This is a genomic window from Aquimarina aggregata, from assembly GCF_001632745.1.
GTDB classification, from domain to species: Bacteria; Bacteroidota; Bacteroidia; order Flavobacteriales; family Flavobacteriaceae; genus Aquimarina; species Aquimarina aggregata.
Genome location: NZ_LQRT01000005.1, coordinates 1 through 19,959, shown reverse-complemented (window position 1 = coordinate 19,959; position 19,959 = coordinate 1). Strand labels below are relative to the sequence as shown.

Here is a 19,959-nt window from a genome sequence, read left to right as displayed (position 1 = left end):
AGAGCGACTTCATTTAGTATTGTATAATACAATAACTACGTAATCAACTAAAATTTTATACCAAGACCGGTATAAATACCAAAATAATAAGGTTTAAAACCATCGGCATTATCATTAAAAGCATTGAATTGATATTTAAAAATGGGTTCAAGATTGATTTTAAGTTGATTGGATATTTTATAGTCTAGTCCTAGACCAATATTACCACTAAAACTTATATCATTAAGATTATTAGCTTCTCCTATTGGGGATTCAAAACTACCAGCTTCTATAGAGATCTCATTATCTCTTACAAACAATGTGCTTAACCCACCAATCATGTGTACACCAAATTTAGTATCAACCAGAGCGTATTTCATTTCAACAGGAACCTCGATATAACCAATGCGTTGATTAAGTAAGCCAACATTTTGTTGTTGGTTAATACTTCCTATAGTTTCTGAAAAATCATTAGTGCCTGTGCCTCTCCCAATATCAGATACTAAAATAGAGGATGCGTTATTGTTATAATTTATACTTTCAAGATTTTGACCACGCGAACTAGAAGCCGAAAACCCAATATCTTTTGTGTTATAACTAAGATCTAGTTTATGAACTCCCGAACGAATACTTAATTTATTATTTATGGCATATGATACTTGTATCCCATAGCTTAAGTTTACTTCTCCACCACGATCATTATCAGAAAATTCAGCGGCTATAGAAGATCCATTACCAATGGCGTTATAATAAACTGGAGCAACATTTGGAGAAATATTCCATTTTTTGATATTTGTTTTCTCTTCTTTCTCCTCTTTTTCTGCAATAGCTTCTTTTTGATCAGAAATGACATCAAATATAGACTTCTTAGCAGATTCTATTTTCGTTTCTTCTTCATTAATCGAATCATGCTTTTTTGTTATACTATTATTTGAGTTAGTAATGTTTTCAAGTTTAGCAATTGGAGCTTTAGTATTTAGATCATCCTTTTTATTTGGTGCTAGAAAAACTTCACTATCATTTTTGGTTTTTGAAGGATTGGATTCTGTGGATACAACATTATCAGTTATTTCTTTGCGTAAAGTGTTGTCAACTTTTGAATTGTTCGATTCTTTAGCAGTTTTCGAAGCCCCTTGAGCGAGCATGATATTAGGTTTGTTTGAGTTACCCTTGTCATTTGTTTTTTGCTGTGCTACGGGAGCTTTATTAGGGTGTTTTACTATGGTTTTCTGATTTTTATTAAATATGTCTTCTTTTTTTTCATTAGAAATTGTTTCCTTGTTGTTTTCACTTACATGATCAGAAGTAGTATTTTTATCAGTATCAATAGTGGTACTTGTAATGTTATTGTTTTTAGTAGTTGGTGTTACATCGTTAGGGCTAGACATGTCTTTTGGGACAGTGTTATTTTGTAATACGATTACCTCATTAGGTGTTGGAGATAGAGCGACATAACCTACGGTAAAAATAATTGCAAATACCGCGGCTACACCAGCTGTTTTATACCAAAAAACAGGAATGATTTTACGTTTACGCTTATTTTGACGAGCTTGGATTTTTTTCCAAACCTCGTCGCTAGGAGAAACTTCAAAATCTTTGAATTTTTCCTGAAATAATCGATCTATATTTTTCTTAGTATTCATATTTGTTAGTCGATTGCTCGAGCATAAGGTTCTTTAGTTTCTTCTATTTTTACTTTTAAGATATTTCTGGCTCTTGCGAGATTTGATTTAGAAGTTCCAACAGAAATATCCAACATTTCGGCAATTTCTTTATGAGAATAACCGTCTAATACATATAGATTAAAAACTAACCTATACCTATGTGGTAATTGTTGAATAATCTCTAAAAGATAATCTAATGATACTTCTTCGTCATTTATTTCTACATCTACTTCTTCTAATTGCTCTTCATTAATAATATCAAAAACTTTTTGTTTTCGATATTTCTGAAGTGCTGTATTTATAGTTACTCGTTTTATCCAACCTTCAAAAGACCCCTTGTTTTTGTACTGTATTATCTTATCAAAAATTGTAATGAAAGCATCTTGCAAATTATCTTCTGCACTGGCATGATCGTTAGAATATTTTAAGCAGATAGAAAACAACTTACTGCTGTATAGTCTATACAGTTGCTCTTGCGCTTTTGCATTTTTTTGTTTGCATTTTTTTATAAGCTGGTCTAAACCCACTAATACTTTTTTTGAAATGTGTGATTATAAATCTACGGGGACTTCTATAACTAAAAACTGATTATTTCCTTCATCATCTTTCCCTTGCCAAAATCTAAAAATGTAGGAGCTCTCAAGGCCAACTAAAAAATCAAATGATTCTTCGACAAGAGTTTCTGGTTCTATATCTTCACAATCGGGACCATCTTCTAACACTACATTAATAATTGCAAAGGTGCGTTGATTGCCAGACCGATTAAAATCATATCCAGAAAAGCCATGACATGTTGATGGTCTAAAATAAGAGGTAGTAATTGTTACTGTTTCTCCTCTTGTTAATCGATCGGGAATATCTACCTCCTCAATTGGGACTGCTTCAAAAAAGAAACGAGTATTGTTATCATCATCAATAGAACATCCTGCTGTGATGGCGATAAGAAAAAATGCTGAAATAATTTTTATCCTTCTCATTTGTTGGGGTTTAGAAAAATAATACAATTAATCTACTATGTAGATGTAAATACAGTAATAAGGTTGCTTTAAGGAATCTAAATTTACGGCTATTTATAGTTTTTGTCTTTTTTATGAATGTTATTTCTGAAAAGGCCAAGGATTAATTCTCAGTTTTGGTAGGGTATTCATGCGATTTTTTGTTTTAGTGTTTTAACAAATCTAAAAACTAAAATATACTTTAAGTTATGCAAAGACCAATATTAAAAGCAAGCAGATTGTTTCTATACCTTTTTGTGGGCATTTTATTAGTAGGGTGTAATAATGATGATGACAATGCCATAGCATCGCAGTTTGAAGCAACTAATTTACCAGATGATGTTTCCAAACTTTTTGTTACCAAAGGAAATACTAGCTCTAAAACTGTAGTAATTTTTGCAGAAGGTGGTCCTTCTGATGAGTTATCTGCAGATGATCTCGAATCCATTAACCTTGATGGTTTTACTGGATTTAATGATTTTTTAAGGGTATACATTCATCAAATAGGAACCTATAACAGCAATATATTCAAATTTGATGCAACAGTTGCAGAAGCTACAAGAGAAACCGATTTAAATACCGAAATTCTTGATAGGGTAATAAAACATTATAAATCTCGAGACAAAGTAGTGTTTGTTATTGGGCATTCGTATGGCGCTTGGGCAATTGCTAGATATATTGCAGATAAAGGAAATACTAGTGCAGATAAGTTTGTAATGATGGCAGGACGACTTGATATAGAACAAAAAGTAGTCGATAATCTTTTTAAAGGGAACCGTTATTTTTTTCGAGACGGAGTAACACTTTATAATGATCCTGAAGAAAGAGCTACCGATAAAGAAACAGAACTAATATATTTTTATGCAGGAATTATGATAAAAGATCGATATACAGAACGTATAAAGGCAACGGATTTATCAAATGTCATTTGTGTTTTTGCTAATGATGATGAGCAGTCGGGAAGAATGACAGCATCAGAAAAGAATTTTTTAAAATCTAAAAATGTAGATCTATTAGAAATAGATAAAGGGGGGCATAGTATAATGTTTGAAACGCCTTATATTCAACAAATATTTGATAAAATCACAAAATAAGATAAGTAAAAAGCCTCAAGGCAAAATTTTCCCTGAGGCTTTTCTTATTGTTTAAGATATTTAGGATGACTAGTTATCTTTTATAATCTTTATTGCTTCTTTGATTTTACCTTCCAGTTCTTCCATTAGTTCTGGATTATCATTAAGTAAATTTTTAACGGCATCACGACCTTGCCCAAGTTTAGTATCTTGATAGCTAAACCAAGATCCACTTTTCTTGATAATTTCATAGTCAACACCAACATCTATAATCTCACCAGTTTTAGAGATACCTTCACCATACATAATATCAAATTCTGCCATTCTAAAAGGAGGAGCAACTTTGTTTTTTACTACTTTAACACGAGTTTTATTCCCTTGTACTTCACTATTACTATCTTTTATCTGTGTAGATCTACGAATATCTAAACGAACAGAGGCATAAAACTTTAAGGCATTACCACCAGTAGTAGTTTCAGGATTTCCGAACATAACCCCAATTTTTTCACGCAGTTGATTAATAAAAATAACAGTACAGTTTGTTTTACTAATAGAACTGGTAAGTTTTCTAAGTGCCTGCGACATTAACCTAGCATGAAGACCCATTTTAGAATCTCCCATTTCTCCTTCAATTTCACTTTTAGGAGTTAAAGCTGCAACAGAATCAATTACGATAATATCAATAGCTCCAGATCTAATTAGATTATCTGCAATCTCTAAAGCTTGTTCACCATGATCAGGTTGCGAGATGATCAAATTATCAATCTCTACTCCAAGTTTTTCTGCATAAAAACGATCAAAAGCATGTTCTGCATCAATAAAGGCAGCAATCCCTCCTGCTTTTTGTGCTTGTGCTATAGCATGAAGTGTTAATGTTGTTTTACCAGATGATTCCGGCCCATAAATTTCGATCACTCTTCCTCTAGGATACCCACCTACTCCTAAGGCAAGGTCTAAACCAAGAGATCCCGTAGGGATAACATCTACTTCTTGAACAGAGCTATCGCTCATCTTCATTACAGTTCCTTTTCCGTAAGCTTTATCTAATTTATCTAGGGTAAGTTTTAGTGCTTTTAATTTTGCGTCTTTCTCTGTACTCATTTGTTGTTCAAATATATCGGGATTTGACATTCATATTAACTTTGTGCTAAAGTACTATTTCTTTTTGTAGATGTGATATGGTTTCTAAATTGGTTATCAACAACTCATAAGTTACTTTTATAAAAATACTAGCGCAACCTTTTTAATTATTTTTCATCTACTCTAAAAGCAAATAAGAACAAAATCTTGAAGCAGTAGAGAGCAGATGAAATTTCTTAAAAAAGTCATTAGAAATAACCTAAGCGAACATACAACTGCTAATATTAGCAGTTGTATTTTTGAGGGTGGTTAGCGTTATTGTTGATATTATTGTCGTTAAATCAATACATTAACGAATTAGCCAAAAAAAATGCCTTGATGTTAACATCAAGGCATTTTTTTTACATAGAACTGTCTAAATAGTAATTTAATACAGTTTTTTCGAATTAAAACTAAAGACAATAACAATCGCTTTGGTTACAAGTATTTCCAGAAGGAAGTTTTGTAGGATTACAGCCAGTTTGCAAAGTCGGATAACAATTAGTGCTTCTTCCTCCTCCTTTAACAGCTTGGCTTTGAATATTGGAAATAACAATTTTGTTTAATCCTAGTTTTGAAATTTTCTTTTTGTTTTTCATGATTTACTATTTATAATTAATGAAATTCTTAGATTTATATTTATGCCCTTAAAATTAGGGTCTTATGAGATGCAAAAAATTTGTGTTAACCATAGTTCCAAAAGTTGTTTTTGGGTAATTGAAATGTTGATTTTAAGACTTAGTGTCTTGAAGAGATAAAAATGTTACCTGTTTTTCTAGATATATTTTTATTTATGGTTGTTTTCCTCATGAATTCTTGAATATTCAAGAGTGATTTTTTTAGGCTTTTGTCAATTATTTGGATAATTAGATTAAATAAATGCATTATGTTCTGATAAAAAAGTACCGTCGTTTGTTTATAAAAGCAGTATTTGTATTTTTGCCCGAAATAAATTATTCTTTTTAACTTAAAATAGTAGTATAGCATGCAACTGTACAATAAATTAAGTGCAAAAGAGAGAGCAATTTTAATCGATGAGGCCGGTACTGATCGCCTTACGCTTTCTTTCTATCAATATGCACATATAGGTAATCCCGAGATTTTTAGAAACCACCTTTTTATCCATTGGGACGAACTTGATGTTTTAGGACGTATTTATGTTTCTAAAGAAGGTATTAATGCACAATTATCCGTTCCGGCACCAAAGTTCCAACAATTTAAAACACATCTAGATAGTATCTCCTTTTTAGAAAATGTTAGATTAAATATAGCAAGAGAACAAGATTTAAAATCGTTTTTAAAATTAAAAGTAAAAGTACGTAACAAGATTGTTGCCGATGGGTTAAACGATACAACTTTTGATGTTACAAATAAAGGTGTACATGTCGATGCAAAAAAGTTTAATGATCTTATAGAGGATCCAAATACTGTTTTGGTGGATATGCGTAATCATTACGAAAGTGAGATAGGGCATTTTAAAGGTGCCGTAACACCAGATGTAGATACTTTTAGAGATTCACTTGATATCATTGAAGAAGATCTTAAAGACCATAAAGAAGATAAAAAACTAGTAATGTATTGCACTGGTGGTATACGATGCGAAAAAGCAAGTGCATACTACAAGCATAAGGGGTTTAAAAATGTGTTTCAATTAGAAGGCGGAATTATAGAATACGCTAGACAAGTAGAAGATCAAGGTCTCGAAAATAAGTTTCTTGGTAAAAATTTTGTATTTGATCACAGAAGAGCAGAACGTATAACAGACGATGTCATTGCACAATGCCATCAATGTGGCGAAAGTTGTGACACGCATGTTAATTGTGAAAATGAAGCCTGCCATTTACTTTTTATTCAATGTGAGAATTGTGCCAAAGCGTTAGAAAATTGTTGTTCTACAGATTGTATGGAAATAAATCGATTGCCTTATGAAGAACAAAAGGAATTAAGAAGAGGAAAAGGAAACAGTAATAAGATTTTCAAAAAAGGCCGTTCTGAAGCACTGAAGTTTAAGAAATAAACTAAGTGTACTAGTTTGTTTTAGAAACAAATTTGCAGATAGATAGTGTTGTTTTTGAAAGTAAAATATTACTATTTAAATATACTTAGTAATGCTAAAATGTAAAGATGCCATGGTAAATAATTTTTTTCATAGTATCTTTAACGATTGAGATATTAGAAGCGAAATGCGTTTCTAATTATAATAAGAACCATTTTTGTTATGATTTTTTAATCATAGACAAATTTCAATATAGATATAAAATATGGGGTGTAACAGTTGTTCCTCCGGAAAAGACGGACAGCCTAAAGGGTGCAAAAATAATGGCACCTGCGGGACAGATGGTTGTAATAAACTAACGGTTTTTGATTGGTTATCAAATATGTCACTTCCTGGTGGCGCAGTACCTTTCTCCTGTGTCGAAATACGATTCAAAAACGGAAGAAAAGGATTTTTCAAAAGCGCCGAAAACTTATCATTAAGTATTGGGGATATTGTTGCTACAGAAGCATCTCCTGGTCATGATGTCGGCATGGTTTCTCTTACTGGAGAATTAGTGCGCATCCAAATGAAGAAGAAGAAAGTAGAAATAGATAGTGAAGATGTTAAGAAAGTCTACCGAAAAGCCTCACAAAAAGATATAGATATTTGGCAAAAGTCAAGAGATAGAGAAGAAACAATGAAAGTCCGTGCAAGAGAAATTGCAATAAGACTGGAGTTGCAAATGAAAATCTCTGATATAGAATTTCAAGGAGATGGCTCTAAAGCTACATTTTATTATACTGCAGAAGAACGAGTTGATTTTAGACAGTTAATCAAAGAATTTGCTCACGAGTTTAGTACTCGTATCGAGATGCGACAAGTAGGATTTAGACAAGAGGCTGCCCGTTTAGGTGGTATAGGGTCTTGTGGTCGCGAACTATGTTGCTCTACATGGCTTACAGATTTTAGGTCTGTAAATACAAGTGCAGCTAGATATCAGCAATTATCTCTTAATCCACAAAAGTTAGCAGGGCAATGCGGAAAATTAAAATGCTGCCTTAATTATGAATTAGACGCCTATGTCGATGCATTAAATAGTTTTCCGAAGTCTGATACCAAGTTGTATACAGAAAAAGGCGTTGCTGTTTGCCAGAAAATAGATATTTTTAAAGGATTTCTTTGGTATGCTTATGAAGGCGAATGGATGAATTGGCATAAGATCTCTACAGAACATGCAAATGAAATTATTACTGCAAATGCAAATAAAGAAAAAGTAGTGGGTCTCGAAGAATTTGCTTCAGAATTAATTGAAGACACTAAAATGGACTTTGAAAACGTTGTAGGACAAGATAGTTTAACTAGATTTGATCAACCTAAACACAGTAAAAGAAGAAGGAGAAATCGTAATAAGAAAAAGAATACAAGTAAAGGAAATTCTGAAAAACAAACTGTTGCATCAAATAAACCTAAAACAGGAAATTCTGAAAACAAAACCAAAAGTAAAACAACCAACCAACGCAATAAAAGAAATAGATCTCGTAATAAGAAAAATGATAAAAAGTAAGCTTGTCATAGTAGTTCTGCTTTCTCTAAGCGTAATTTCATGTGATGATAAACAAGTTTTTGATCAATATCAAGCGGTTTCAGAAGCATGGGAAATAGATGAGAAAGTAAGTTTTGCTTTACCAGAGTTAGACTCATTGCAGACCTATAATTTATTTGTTAATATTCGTAATAATAATGAATATAGATTTAGCAATTTGTTTTTAATTAGTGAAATGAAATTCCCTAATGGAAAAGTACTTACGGATACATTAGAATATGAAATGGCAAAACCAAGTGGAGAATGGTTAGGTTCAGGTTTTTCTGATCTTAAGGAAAATAAACTTTGGTATAAAGAAAATATCCGTTTTGTAGAAGAAGGAGTGTATACAATAACACTTCAACATGCAATGAGAAAGAACGGCGATACCAATGGGGTAACCTCTTTAGAAGGAGTTACAGATGTTGGATTTAGAATAGAACATGCTCAAAACCCTTAATTTAAGATATGGCAAAGGCAACACCCAAATCGAAAAAGAAAACAACGAAGAGTTCGGGAATTAATACAATTAAGTTTATAAAAGCATTTTGGATCACTTTTGCTTCAGGAATCCTTTTAATCGTGCTAATGTTTTTATTAGCAAGTTGGGGAGCATTTGGTGAAATGCCAAAATTTAAAGAATTAGAAAATCCGCAAAACGACCTTGCAACACAAATTATTTCTTCTGATGGTGTGCAGATAGGAAATTTCTATGATGAGAATAGAACTCCGGTTAATTATGAAGAGCTACCGCAACATTTAGTAAATGCACTTGTGGCTACAGAAGACGCTAGATATTATGATCATTCAGGAATTGATGCACGTGGTACGTTAAGAGCTTTCGTTTTTCTAGGAAGTAGAGGTGGAGCTAGTACATTATCCCAACAGTTAGCAAAACAATTGTTTACAGGTGGTTCAAGAAATATATGGGAGCGTATCAAGCAAAAAATTAAAGAGTGGGTAATTGCAACTAGATTAGAAAGACAATACACCAAAAACGAAATTATGACCATGTATCTCAATAAGTATGATTTTCTAAATCAAGCTATTGGGGTAAGTTCTGCTTCAAGAATATACTTTAATAGGGATAATCCAAAAGATTTAAAAATTGAAGAAGCTGCGGTTTTGGTTGGGATGTTAAAAAATTCATCATTATTCAATCCTTTACGTAGACCAGAAATGGTTAAAAATAGAAGAAATACAGTATTAAGCCAAATGGCTAAATATGATTACATCACCGAGAAGCAAAAAGATAGTTTGCAAAAATTACCTCTGGGATTAGATTACTCCCCAGAAGGTCATAATGATGGTACTGCAACCTACTTTAGAGAGTTCGTAAGGAGCTGGATGAGTAAATGGGTAAAAGAAAATCCAAAAGGGTTAGATGAAGATGGAGATGAAGTATATTATGATATCTATAGAGATGGATTACGTATTAACGTTACTTTAGACTCTAGAATGCAAAAATATGCTGAAGAAGCTGTGTCAGAGCATATGGCTAATCTTCAAAAAGAGTTTGACAAGCAAGAAAAAGATAATAAAACTTCGCCATTTAGAGATTTGTCAAAAGAAGAAGTAGATCGTATTATTAAAAGATCAATTAGAAGTTCTGCTAGAAGAAAAATTTTACTTGATCAAGGTAAAAGTGAAGATGAAATAGTAGCGTCTTTTGATGAGAAAACTAAAATGAAAGTTTTTAGTTGGAAAGGTGAGATAGATACCATCATGACTCCGAAAGATTCAATATTGTATTACAAACAGTTTTTACGATCAGGATTAATGTCAATGGAACCACAAACAGGTCACGTTAGAGCCTGGGTTGGGGGTATTGATTCTAATCACTTTCAATACGATCATGTATATCAAGGAGCACGCCAAGTGGGGTCTACTTTTAAACCTTTTGTATATGCAACAGCTATAGACCAATTAAAACTTTCTCCATGTGATACGTTACCAAAATCACAAATTACAATTCCTGTGGGATCACATGGTGTTGTTGAAGTAGATTGGATACCTAAAAACAGTGATGCAGATTATATGGGATATATGAATCTTAAGGATGCTTTAGCAAAATCTGTAAATACCATTTCAGCTCGTTTATTAGATAAAATTGGACCAGAACCGATTGCGCAATTGGCCAGAAAAATGGGAGTAACCTCTGATATTCTTCCTGTAGCTTCTATAGCACTTGGATCTGTGGATTTAAAACTATCTGAGATGGTAGGCGCATATAGTACTTTTGCTAATCAAGGGATATATACCAAACCTGTAATGATTACCAGTATTGAAGATAAAAACGGAGTCATTTTATATCAATTTGTTCCTGAAACTAGAGATGTAATTAGTAAAGAAGCTGCCTTTGTAACTATCAATTTAATGGAGGGAGTAACGAGATCAGGATCGGGAACAAGATTAAGAACTGGACCATCTTCACGCTACTCAATTAAGAATGTAGTAACGGGTCACCCATATTATTTTGATAACCCAATTGCAGGTAAAACAGGTACAACGCAAAATCAAAGTGACGGATGGTTTATGGGGATCGTACCAAACTTATGTACTGGTGTTTGGGTAGGAGGCGATGATAGAGCAACGCACTTTAAAGATACAGATTTTGGTCAAGGTGCTACAATGGCGTTACCGGTTTGGGCATTATATATGAAAAAGTGTTATGCCGATAAAACATTAAAAGTATCTAAAGCAGCTTTTGAAGAACCGGAAAACTTAACGATAGAGATTGATTGTAAGGAGTTTAAGAAGAGAAATACTATAAACGAAAATATAGAAGATGAATTTAGTCTTTAAGACTTGTTTTCTTATCGTTTTAAATTATTCATAAAACTATACGGTTTAAGGGGTCTAGTATTATTTTTTTAGTACTTTTAGTTTGCTAAAATTAAGAATATTATGATTCGTAAAACGGTAACCAATGCTACCGAAGCTTTATTAGGCATAAAAGATAATATGACCCTTATGCTAGGAGGGTTTGGTCTTTGTGGAATTCCCGAAAATGCAATTGCAGAACTTGTAAAATTAAATAATACAGGTCTTACCTGTATCTCTAATAATGCAGGAGTCGATGACTTTGGTTTAGGACTATTACTTCAAAAAAGACAGATCAAAAAGATGATTTCCTCTTATGTAGGAGAGAATGATGAATTTGAACGCCAAATGTTAAGTGGAGAATTAGATGTAGAACTAATACCACAAGGTACACTTGCAGAAAGATGTAAAGCTGCCCAAGGTGGCTTTCCTGCATTTTATACTCCTGCCGGATATGGGACAGAGGTTGCAGAAGGAAAAGAAACTAGAGAGTTTAATGGTAAAATGTATGTCCTTGAAAAGGCATTTAAAGCGGACTTTGCATTTGTAAAAGCTTGGAAAGGAGATGAAGCTGGTAACCTTATCTTTAAAGGTACAGCAAGAAATTTTAACCCTTGTATGTGTGGTGCCGCTAAAATTACGGTTGCAGAGGTCGAAGAATTAGTTCCTGCAGGTACTTTAGACCCTGATCATATACATGTTCCTGGGATATTCGTTCAACGAATATTTCAAGGTGATCACTACGAAAAAAGAATAGAACAACGTACAGTTCGTACTAAACAACAATAAATATATATACGTCATGGCAGCATTACGATTAGGAGACGAAGCTCCAAACTTTACAGCGCAAACAACAGAAGGAGAAATAGATTTTCATAATTGGTTAGGAGATCAATGGGGAATACTATTTTCTCATCCAGCAGATTATACCCCTGTTTGTACCACAGAACTAGGAACAGTTGCAAAATATACAGATGAGTTTAACAAACGTAATGTTAAAGTAGCAGCATTAAGTGTTGATGGAGTGGCATCACATCACGGATGGATTAAGGATATTAACGAAACACAAAACACTACTGTAAATTTTCCTATAATAGGGGATGAGGATAGAAAAGTATCAGAATTATATGATATGATTCATCCTAATGCAGATAGTCAATTAACAGTAAGATCTGTTTTTGTTATAGGTCCAGATAAAAAAATTAAGCTTACAATAACGTATCCTGCATCTACGGGTAGAAACTTTGATGAGTTATTACGAGTGATAGACTCTTTACAATTAACGGCGTATCATAAAGTAGCAACACCAGCTAATTGGAACTCTGGAGATGATTGTGTTATTGTACCTTCGGTTAGTAATGAACAAATTCCAGAGTTATTTCCAAAGGGACATAAAGAAATTAAGCCATATTTAAGAATGACCCCACAACCAAATTAAAGCACAGTAAATTTATAAATAACAATCTGTCGATGAGATTAGAATACACGTGTTCAAGTTGTAAAAAACAAAATAAATATATGCCAATAGCTGCCACTCGTGGTGATTTACAAATGAAGGTGGGTGATGAGGTAACTGTAAATTGTGATAATTGTGGTAAAAATGATAAAAAACATATCAATAGAATTGATGCTGTGGTCGATACCAAAAAAATGCTAATAGCATTTGTTATAAGCGCCATAGTCACATTGGTGTTATTTGGTTTTTTTGGATTAGTAGGAACGATAACATTTTCTATCCCTTTTTTAATGTGGGTACAGGAAAGTAAATCGATCAGTAATTTTAACTCATACAAGATCAGAAGGAGGTAATTATGTTAGATAAAAATGGAATTGCAAAACGTATTGCAAAAGAATTAAAAGATAAATACTTTGTAAACTTGGGTATAGGTATTCCTACTTTGGTTGCGAATTATATCCCAGAGGGAATAGAAGTAGAGTTTCAAAGTGAAAATGGTGTTTTGGGGATGGGTCCTTTTCCTTTTGAAGGGGAGGAGGATGCAGATATCATTAATGCAGGTAAACAAACCATTACAACTATGCCCGGAGCCTCCTTTTTTGATTCGGCAACCAGTTTTAATATGATTAGAGGTCAGCATGTAGATTTAACCATACTTGGGGCAATGGAGGTTTCTGAAGATGGAGATATAGCAAATTGGAAAATCCCAGGAAAAATGGTTAAAGGAATGGGAGGAGCTATGGATCTTGTAGCAAGTGCAGAGAATATTATTGTGGCAATGATGCATACCAATAAGAAGGGAGAATCAAAATTGCTAAAAAAATGTTCCTTACCGCTTACAGGAGTGAAATGTGTGAAAAGAATAGTTACAAATTTAGCATTGTTAGAAATAACAGAAAATGGCTTTAAACTTTTAGAAAGAGCGCCTGGTGTAACTGTTGAAGATATTCGTAATGCAACAGAGGGAAATCTTATAATTGAGGGAGAAATCCCCGAAATGATTCTAAATTGATTTTATTTCTAATTCTTTCAATACCTCGACGAATAATAATTAGATCATAACGAATAATAAATCAATAAAATTTCCGTTATTGTATAGGAAGTAAGAAAACAGTGTTTTTGAAAGAAAAATACTACGTTTCTTACGTCTTTTTTTGACCTTAAACCTTTACTTTAAGTTGAAAAAGCAATCAAAACCATAATAAATGTTAAAATTTTGAGTATTTTGTCGATTTTTTGAGCATTTAAACGTTAGAACTGAAAATAATTTGCATATTGCAATCCCCTTAGAAAATTATGTTCATTTAAAAACACGATTTCCTAAAAAGTAAAATTAATTATTAACCACACAAGTTTCCCCTATTATGAAAAAGCGTATAAATCGTATTCAGAGATCAGTTAAACCAACAATGGAGTTGATTTCAAATTGTGTTTATGTTGCAAAAAAAGTATTTTTGTTAATGTGATTTTTTGTTTTTAATCAATCACAATTTCCCCAAATCGTGATGAGTTGAACCTGTTAAAACTTGCTAAGTGTAACAGGTTTTTTTATTTCCCTTTAGGTATAGCCTCGATTAACTTTTTAGTATATTCTTTTTGTGGATGATTATAAATGTTATCAGCTTCTCCACGCTCTTCTATTTTACCGTTATTCATGACCAACAGTTGATCAGACATGTATTTTACAACCGAAAGATCATGTGAAATAAAAATGTAAGTAAAACCAAGTTTTTCTTTTAACTCATTTAATAAGTTTAATACCTGTGCTTGTACAGATATATCCAGTGCGCTTACAGATTCATCACAAATTATTAATTTGGGTTCTAAAGCTATTGTTCTAGCAATGCCAACACGTTGTCTTTGTCCCCCGCTAAATTCATGGGGATATCGTTCAAAATGTTCTGCTGTTAAACCTACACGATTTAATAATTCAATAGTTTTTTCTTTTCTTAAAATATCATTGCTATGTAGTCCATGAGCTTGCATAGGCTCCATTATTGCTTTTCCTACAGTTAACCTTGGATTTAAAGAGGCAAACGGATCTTGAAAGATTAATTGAATCTCTTTTCTTAGACTTCTTAAGACAGATGTAGCTAGTTGTGTTATGTCATTGCCTCGATAAAGAACCTGACCAGCAGTTGCTTTATCCAATTGTAAAATAGTATTTCCTAATGTAGATTTACCACATCCTGACTCCCCAACAAGCCCAAGTGTTTCGCCTTCGTATAATTTAAAACTCACATCATTTACGGCCTTAAACTCTTGTTTTCCAAATAAACCAACTTTAGAAAAATAGGTTTTTTCAATATTTACGACTTCTAGTAATGGGGGAGTGCTATATAATTTTTTATGATGATCTTGTCTTGTCTCTTGAGTAATAACTTCTTGAGATTTTTGCTGATCCTCTAAAAAATCAGTTATAGTGGGTAGTTTTTTATAGCGAACATCAAGAGTTGGCCTGGCGTTTAATAAAGCTTTTGTATAGTCTTTTTCTGGAGAATGAAATATTGTATTTGCAGCACCGTATTCAACCATTTTTCCTTGATACATTACCAACACATTATCGGCAATTTCTGAAACCAAAGACAGGTCATGAGAAATAAATAAAATACTCATTTTATATTCTTTCTGCAGGTTTTTTAACAGACTAATGATCTCTTTTTGAACCGTAACATCCAAAGCGGTAGTAGGCTCATCTGCAATAAGCAATTTTGGTTTACAAGCAATCGCCATAGCGATCATGATACGTTGTTTTTGCCCACCACTTAGTTGATGAGGATAAGAGCGATATGCTCTTTCGGGATCAGGAAGCTTTACTTTGTTAAATAATAAAAGAACTTCTTTTTTAATAGCGGTCTTTGATAAAGACGTATGCTCCAGAAGGATCTCTGCAACTTGTTTGCCACATCGCATAGAAGGATTTAAGGAGCTCATGGGTTCTTGAAAAATCATGGCAATTTCATTTCCTCTAACAGAACGATATTGTTTTTCGGTAAGGCCTAAAATAGAGCTATTAGAGTATATGATATCTCCTTGAGTAATTTTCGAAATTTTCTGAGGTAATAACCCAAGAATAGCTAACGAAGCAACAGATTTACCACTTCCTGATTCTCCTACAACCCCTAATATTTCGTTTTCATGAATGTCGAATGAAATATGATGCAATACTTTGTTTTCTTTTTTATCCGAAAAAAAAGAAACACAAAGGTCTTGAACAGAAAGCAAAGTTGTTTTATCCATATAATAAAGTACTGTAAATTTACTAAATTCAATTCGTAATTAAGATCAAGTGATTTCTTTTTGTGAATATGGGTGGTGTGTAAAAGGGAATTAAATGATTTTGGTGTGATATTTGCTATATTTATGATTCAAAAAATATTATGAAGCTACTCCAACTATCTCTCCGTACACGGATTTTTATCTCAATGACTTTATTAATATTTTTGGCTTCAATCTTAATTGCTGCAGTAACAATATATCAATATAAAGAAGAAGCAGAGGAGTATCACCAGGAACGATTAGAAAGAAAAGAAGAACGTATACAAATTGCTATTGATAATGTGCTCGAGAGCACTACCTATTTGGTAGATGAAGATCATGTAAAGCTTATTTTTAGAGATAAAAATCGGATATACCAAATCTCGCAAGAACATTCGTTGCCTATTAAAATCTATGATTTATCAGGCCAGTTATTAATTAAATCAGAAGGAGACTTTGTAGCTGATACTACAGATAAAGTACTTAGTCATGTGATTATCGATACTTTATCAGCTTTATTTGACAAACGTTATTTGGTTAAATCTGAAAAAGATGATAAAAAGTTCTTGTCATCTTATACCTATATCTCTGATAGTAAAGCAAAGCCTTTGGCAATTCTTAACCTTCCGTATTTAGAAGATGATGATTTAATTACGCGTGAGCTTATAGAATTTTTACAGCGATTGGGGCAAGTGTATATATTAATGTTACTTATCGCCGTTGCGCTGGCTTATTTTTTATCTAGATATATAACAAAATCATTAAAAACAATTTCGGATACTATAGATCAAACGCGACTTGATAAACGCAACAAAAGAATAAAAATAGGGGATGCCAGTGATGAAATTTATAGGCTGGTAAATGCATATAATAGTATGATCGATGAGTTGGAGCAAAGTGCTGCGATGCTTGCTAAAAGTGAAAGAGAAGCAGCATGGAGAGAGATGGCCAAACAAGTAGCGCATGAGATTAAAAACCCATTAACCCCAATGCGATTAACTGTTCAAAGTTTTCAAAGAAAATTTGACCCTAATGATCCTAATATACATCAGAAAATTCAAGAATATAGCGATACGTTAATTCAGCAAATAGATACGATGAGTTCTATTGCCTCTGCATTCTCGAATTTTGCGCAAATGCCTGCACAAAAGAGTGAAATGTTAGATGTGGTTAAGATTGTTGGTTTGGCATTAGATATCTTTAATGAAGATTATATTATTTTCCCTACCGAGAAAGAAGAGATTATTGCTAAGTTTGATAGAACGCAATTGATACGTGTTGTTACTAATTTGGTTAAGAACGGAACCCAGGCAATACCCAAAGATCGCGTTCCTAAAATAATTGTAGATGTATTTTCAGAAAACGGAGAAGTGATCATCACAGTAGCTGATAACGGACTAGGAATTACAGAAGAAAATAAAAAGAAAATATTTGAACCTAAATTTACGACGAAAACAAGCGGAATGGGACTTGGTTTAGGAATGGTGAAAAATATTGTTGAAACCTATAACGGAAATATTACCTTTACATCTCAAGAAGGAAAAGGAACTGTTTTTAAAGTTAGATTTCCGAAAGAATAAAACAAACAAAATATACTTTTTTCATGTACACAAATATCCTAACATCTCAACGTAATGGGGTGACGACAATAACTATAAATCGCCCGTCTAAATTAAACGCACTTAATAAAGAAACGATACAAGAGTTACATGCTGCTTTTAGAGTGGCTGATCTTGATGCAGATACCAAAGTTATTATTATAACAGGTAGCGGAGAAAAAGCATTTGTTGCAGGTGCAGATATAAGTGAATTTGCAAATTTTTCTATTGCCGAAGGAGGTAAACTAGCAGCAAAAGGACAAGAATTGTTGTTTGACTTTGTGGCTAACTTATCTACACCAGTTATCGCGGCTGTAAATGGTTTTGCCTTAGGTGGCGGACTAGAGTTAGCTATGGCTGCTCATTTTAGAGTGGCAAGCGATACTGCAAAAATGGGATTACCAGAGGTATCTCTTGGTGTGATTCCTGGATATGGTGGTACACAACGATTGCCACAGTTAGTAGGTAAAGGAAGAGCGATGGAAATGATTATGACTGCAGGTATGATTGATGCAAATCAAGCAATGCAGTATGGGCTTGTTAACCATGTTACCACATTAGAAGAATTAATACCATTGGCAGAAAAAATAGCGAGTAGAATTATGAGAAACTCTTCTGTAGCGATAGGGGCAGCAATTGCAGCCGTTAATGCGTCTTACGAGGATGGCGTTAATGGATTTGATGTAGAGATCGAACAATTTGGAAATTGCTTTGGTACCGAAGATTTTAAAGAAGGAACTACTGCTTTTTTAGAAAAACGTAAAGCAGATTTTCCTGGAAAATAAATAGTTATGTATTGCTAGAGAGATCTTTCGAGATTAACAATCAATAAAAACGGGAAGTAGTTTAAACTACTTCCCGTTTTTATTTGAATCATCTATTTGACTATAGATAGTAATATTCGCATTTTAGAATATTATTGTTTTGTATTGAATTTAATAGTCTATTCTAACAGGAAAAGAATTACTTTCATACGCGCCACTGCGAATAAAAACTTCACCTTCAAAAAATGTTTGATCTCTATCTGAAAACAGAAATGATTCTGATTTTAAAGGGATTTTAAAGCTAAGTTCTGTTGCGGCGGGGTTAATGTTCTCAAAATTTTCATCGTCTTCATAAGCACCAAACGAGAATTGAAAATCACGATTTTGATCTTTAAAAATCAAATCAGTTCTTGTTCTTATCGTACTTAAGCCATTAGTAGGTAATAATTCTTCATTTACAAAATATCTTAATGCCTCTCCTGTTATAGTCAAGGTTTCGCCTTCTACAAACATCTCTTTGTTGATTGCATTAATTTTTGGAAGTTTTTGCTCCATAACAACAATATCTTTTTCATAATACGTACTAAGCCCGTTGTTGTACACTATAGATAAAAAATACGTGCCTACAGGTATTGTAAGAGGAATATCAAACCGTAAAAATCCATTAGTATTTACTTCGTGCCCTAGAGTAAATGATTCAAAAGTTGTTGCGTTTTCAAGTCGTACTCTTTCGATTCCGTTTGTAGTAACACCTTGTGTTATGGTATTAGAGGTATTTTGAAAATATAAGTAATCCGGAGTTTTATTGGTTCCGTCACCAATTGTATATGAAGTAATGGTAGTAGGTTCTATATTCGTAAAAATATCACCACGTACTAAAAAAGTATCACTGTATATTTGATTGGTAGTATTGTTTTTGATAGTTAAGGTATAGTCACCATTTCCAAAGGCTGGTGCTTTTATATATATTCTTTGCAAGTTACTTTCTGTATTTACCCATCCAAAACGAGTAGTTTCTACTTGGCTAAGTGTTACAGGAATATTTTTTTGACCATCACTAAGTGTAATTTCCCAATTACCGATATTAGGATCAAAATCTATGGCAAAAAAAGTGATATCTCTTTCATTTAATGCAGGTAGTAAGACATCTTTTTCAAACTCTAAAAAACGAAAAGTAGGCGATATGCTTTCTTCATCACTACTACATGAGTAAAAAAGTATACCGGTTAGTATTGTTACTACAAAAATTAGTTTCTTCATTATTGTATTAAAAATTTGGGTTAGCGTTATCTGTTATTAATTAAGGATGTTTTACAAAATAAATTTTCTAAAATAGGATATTTGCTCGTGTTTATATAGAACATTACTAGTTAAAAGCTCAATATTACAAAAAATCAACTTAACTAGACTAGATAACACTAATCTGGAATTCGCACTACAGGATTTTGTATATAAAAAAGCCATAACATTTTTAGATGTTATGACTTTTTCACTTTTGTTTCTTACTTATACGCAGCACGGAAAACATTTCTGCGCTATCATATCCGAGCTATCCTTTAGATTAGCATTTATATATTTTATGGTTAAATTAAGTTGTAAAATTTAAAAGAACGGAGTGAACTTTCGAGCGATCTAGTATTAAGGCTCTAACCCGTATTAGTCTCCGTACT

The 19,959-nt window shown here is 32.9% G+C and carries 18 protein-coding genes; 11 read left to right on the top strand and 7 right to left on the bottom strand.

Annotated elements, in window-relative coordinates; translation table 11 throughout:
* Positions 1-47: 47 nt before the first annotated feature.
* From AWE51_RS08175 to AWE51_RS08165, 3 genes are read right to left on the bottom strand one after another with little or no spacing between them, the layout of a single operon-like run.
* Positions 48-1,622, bottom strand: coding sequence for a hypothetical protein (locus AWE51_RS08175; protein WP_066312050.1), 1,575 nt, complete (start codon positions 1,620-1,622; stop codon positions 48-50).
* Between the two features lie 5 nt (positions 1,623-1,627).
* Positions 1,628-2,170 (bottom strand): RNA polymerase sigma factor, encoded by a 543-nt coding sequence (locus tag AWE51_RS08170; RefSeq protein WP_066312048.1) that lies wholly within the window; start codon positions 2,168-2,170, stop codon positions 1,628-1,630.
* Positions 2,171-2,194: 24 nt separating this feature from the next.
* Positions 2,195-2,620 (bottom strand): hypothetical protein, encoded by a 426-nt coding sequence (locus tag AWE51_RS08165; RefSeq protein ID WP_066312047.1) that lies wholly within the window; start codon positions 2,618-2,620, stop codon positions 2,195-2,197.
* A gap of 227 nt (positions 2,621-2,847) precedes the next feature.
* On the opposite strand from AWE51_RS08165, the gene AWE51_RS08160 reads away from it, so the two are divergent.
* Positions 2,848-3,732 carry an alpha/beta hydrolase gene (locus AWE51_RS08160; RefSeq protein WP_066312046.1) on the top strand — a complete coding sequence of 295 codons (885 nt, stop codon included), beginning with the start codon at positions 2,848-2,850 and terminating at the stop codon, positions 3,730-3,732.
* A gap of 69 nt (positions 3,733-3,801) precedes the next feature.
* Here AWE51_RS08160 and recA read toward each other — a convergent pair whose 3' ends face one another.
* Entirely contained in the window at positions 3,802-4,812 is a 1,011-nt protein-coding gene (gene recA / locus AWE51_RS08155; protein ID WP_066312396.1) for a recombinase RecA, read from the bottom strand.
* A 431-nt stretch (positions 4,813-5,243) separates the two neighbouring features.
* The gene (locus tag AWE51_RS08150; RefSeq protein WP_066312039.1) at positions 5,244-5,429 is read right to left on the bottom strand and encodes a hypothetical protein; all 186 of its coding nucleotides are present in this window, start codon (positions 5,427-5,429) and stop codon (positions 5,244-5,246) included.
* 386 nt (positions 5,430-5,815) lie between these two features.
* On the opposite strand from AWE51_RS08150, the gene trhO reads away from it, so the two are divergent.
* The 8 genes from trhO (at position 5,816) to AWE51_RS08110 (ending at position 13,681) form a co-directional block, all read left to right on the top strand.
* Entirely contained in the window at positions 5,816-6,847 is a 1,032-nt protein-coding gene (gene trhO, locus AWE51_RS08145) for an oxygen-dependent tRNA uridine(34) hydroxylase TrhO (RefSeq protein ID WP_066312037.1), read from the top strand.
* Between the two features lie 244 nt (positions 6,848-7,091).
* Positions 7,092-8,372, top strand: a complete 1,281-nt coding sequence (locus AWE51_RS08140) for a PSP1 domain-containing protein (protein WP_066312034.1) — start codon at positions 7,092-7,094, stop codon at positions 8,370-8,372.
* Positions 8,359-8,850: a gliding motility lipoprotein GldH gene (locus tag AWE51_RS08135; RefSeq protein ID WP_066312032.1), complete on the top strand. Its 492-nt coding sequence runs from the start codon at positions 8,359-8,361 to the stop codon at positions 8,848-8,850. The genes AWE51_RS08140 and AWE51_RS08135 overlap by 14 nt, the downstream gene beginning before the upstream one ends.
* Positions 8,851-8,858: 8 nt before the next feature.
* Complete coding sequence (locus AWE51_RS08130) at positions 8,859-11,195, top strand: penicillin-binding protein 1A (protein WP_066312031.1); 2,337 nt, start codon at positions 8,859-8,861, stop codon at positions 11,193-11,195.
* 102 nt (positions 11,196-11,297) lie between these two features.
* The gene (locus tag AWE51_RS08125; protein WP_066312030.1) at positions 11,298-12,002 is read left to right on the top strand and encodes a CoA transferase subunit A; all 705 of its coding nucleotides are present in this window, start codon (positions 11,298-11,300) and stop codon (positions 12,000-12,002) included.
* A 13-nt stretch (positions 12,003-12,015) separates the two neighbouring features.
* Positions 12,016-12,651, top strand: coding sequence for a peroxiredoxin (locus tag AWE51_RS08120; protein ID WP_066312029.1), 636 nt, complete (start codon positions 12,016-12,018; stop codon positions 12,649-12,651).
* A gap of 32 nt (positions 12,652-12,683) precedes the next feature.
* Positions 12,684-13,022, top strand: coding sequence for a hypothetical protein (locus AWE51_RS08115; protein ID WP_066312027.1), 339 nt, complete (start codon positions 12,684-12,686; stop codon positions 13,020-13,022).
* A 2-nt stretch (positions 13,023-13,024) separates the two neighbouring features.
* Positions 13,025-13,681 carry a CoA transferase subunit B gene (locus AWE51_RS08110; protein ID WP_066312025.1) on the top strand — a complete coding sequence of 219 codons (657 nt, stop codon included), beginning with the start codon at positions 13,025-13,027 and terminating at the stop codon, positions 13,679-13,681.
* Positions 13,682-14,217: 536 nt separating this feature from the next.
* Here the strand turns inward: AWE51_RS08110 and AWE51_RS08105 are convergent.
* A complete protein-coding gene (locus AWE51_RS08105) occupies positions 14,218-15,909 on the bottom strand; it encodes an ABC transporter ATP-binding protein (RefSeq protein ID WP_066312022.1) in 1,692 nt (563 codons plus the stop codon).
* A 185-nt stretch (positions 15,910-16,094) separates the two neighbouring features.
* On the opposite strand from AWE51_RS08105, the gene AWE51_RS08100 reads away from it, so the two are divergent.
* Both AWE51_RS08100 and AWE51_RS08095 read left to right on the top strand, forming a co-directional pair.
* Positions 16,095-17,507, top strand: a complete 1,413-nt coding sequence (locus tag AWE51_RS08100) for a sensor histidine kinase (RefSeq protein WP_232517363.1) — start codon at positions 16,095-16,097, stop codon at positions 17,505-17,507.
* A 23-nt stretch (positions 17,508-17,530) separates the two neighbouring features.
* Entirely contained in the window at positions 17,531-18,310 is a 780-nt protein-coding gene (locus tag AWE51_RS08095; RefSeq protein WP_066312013.1) for an enoyl-CoA hydratase/isomerase family protein, read from the top strand.
* Positions 18,311-18,460: 150 nt separating this feature from the next.
* On the opposite strand, the gene AWE51_RS08090 is transcribed toward AWE51_RS08095, so the two are convergent.
* Positions 18,461-19,549 (bottom strand): hypothetical protein, encoded by a 1,089-nt coding sequence (locus AWE51_RS08090; protein WP_066312011.1) that lies wholly within the window; start codon positions 19,547-19,549, stop codon positions 18,461-18,463.
* Positions 19,550-19,959 lie beyond the last annotated feature (410 nt).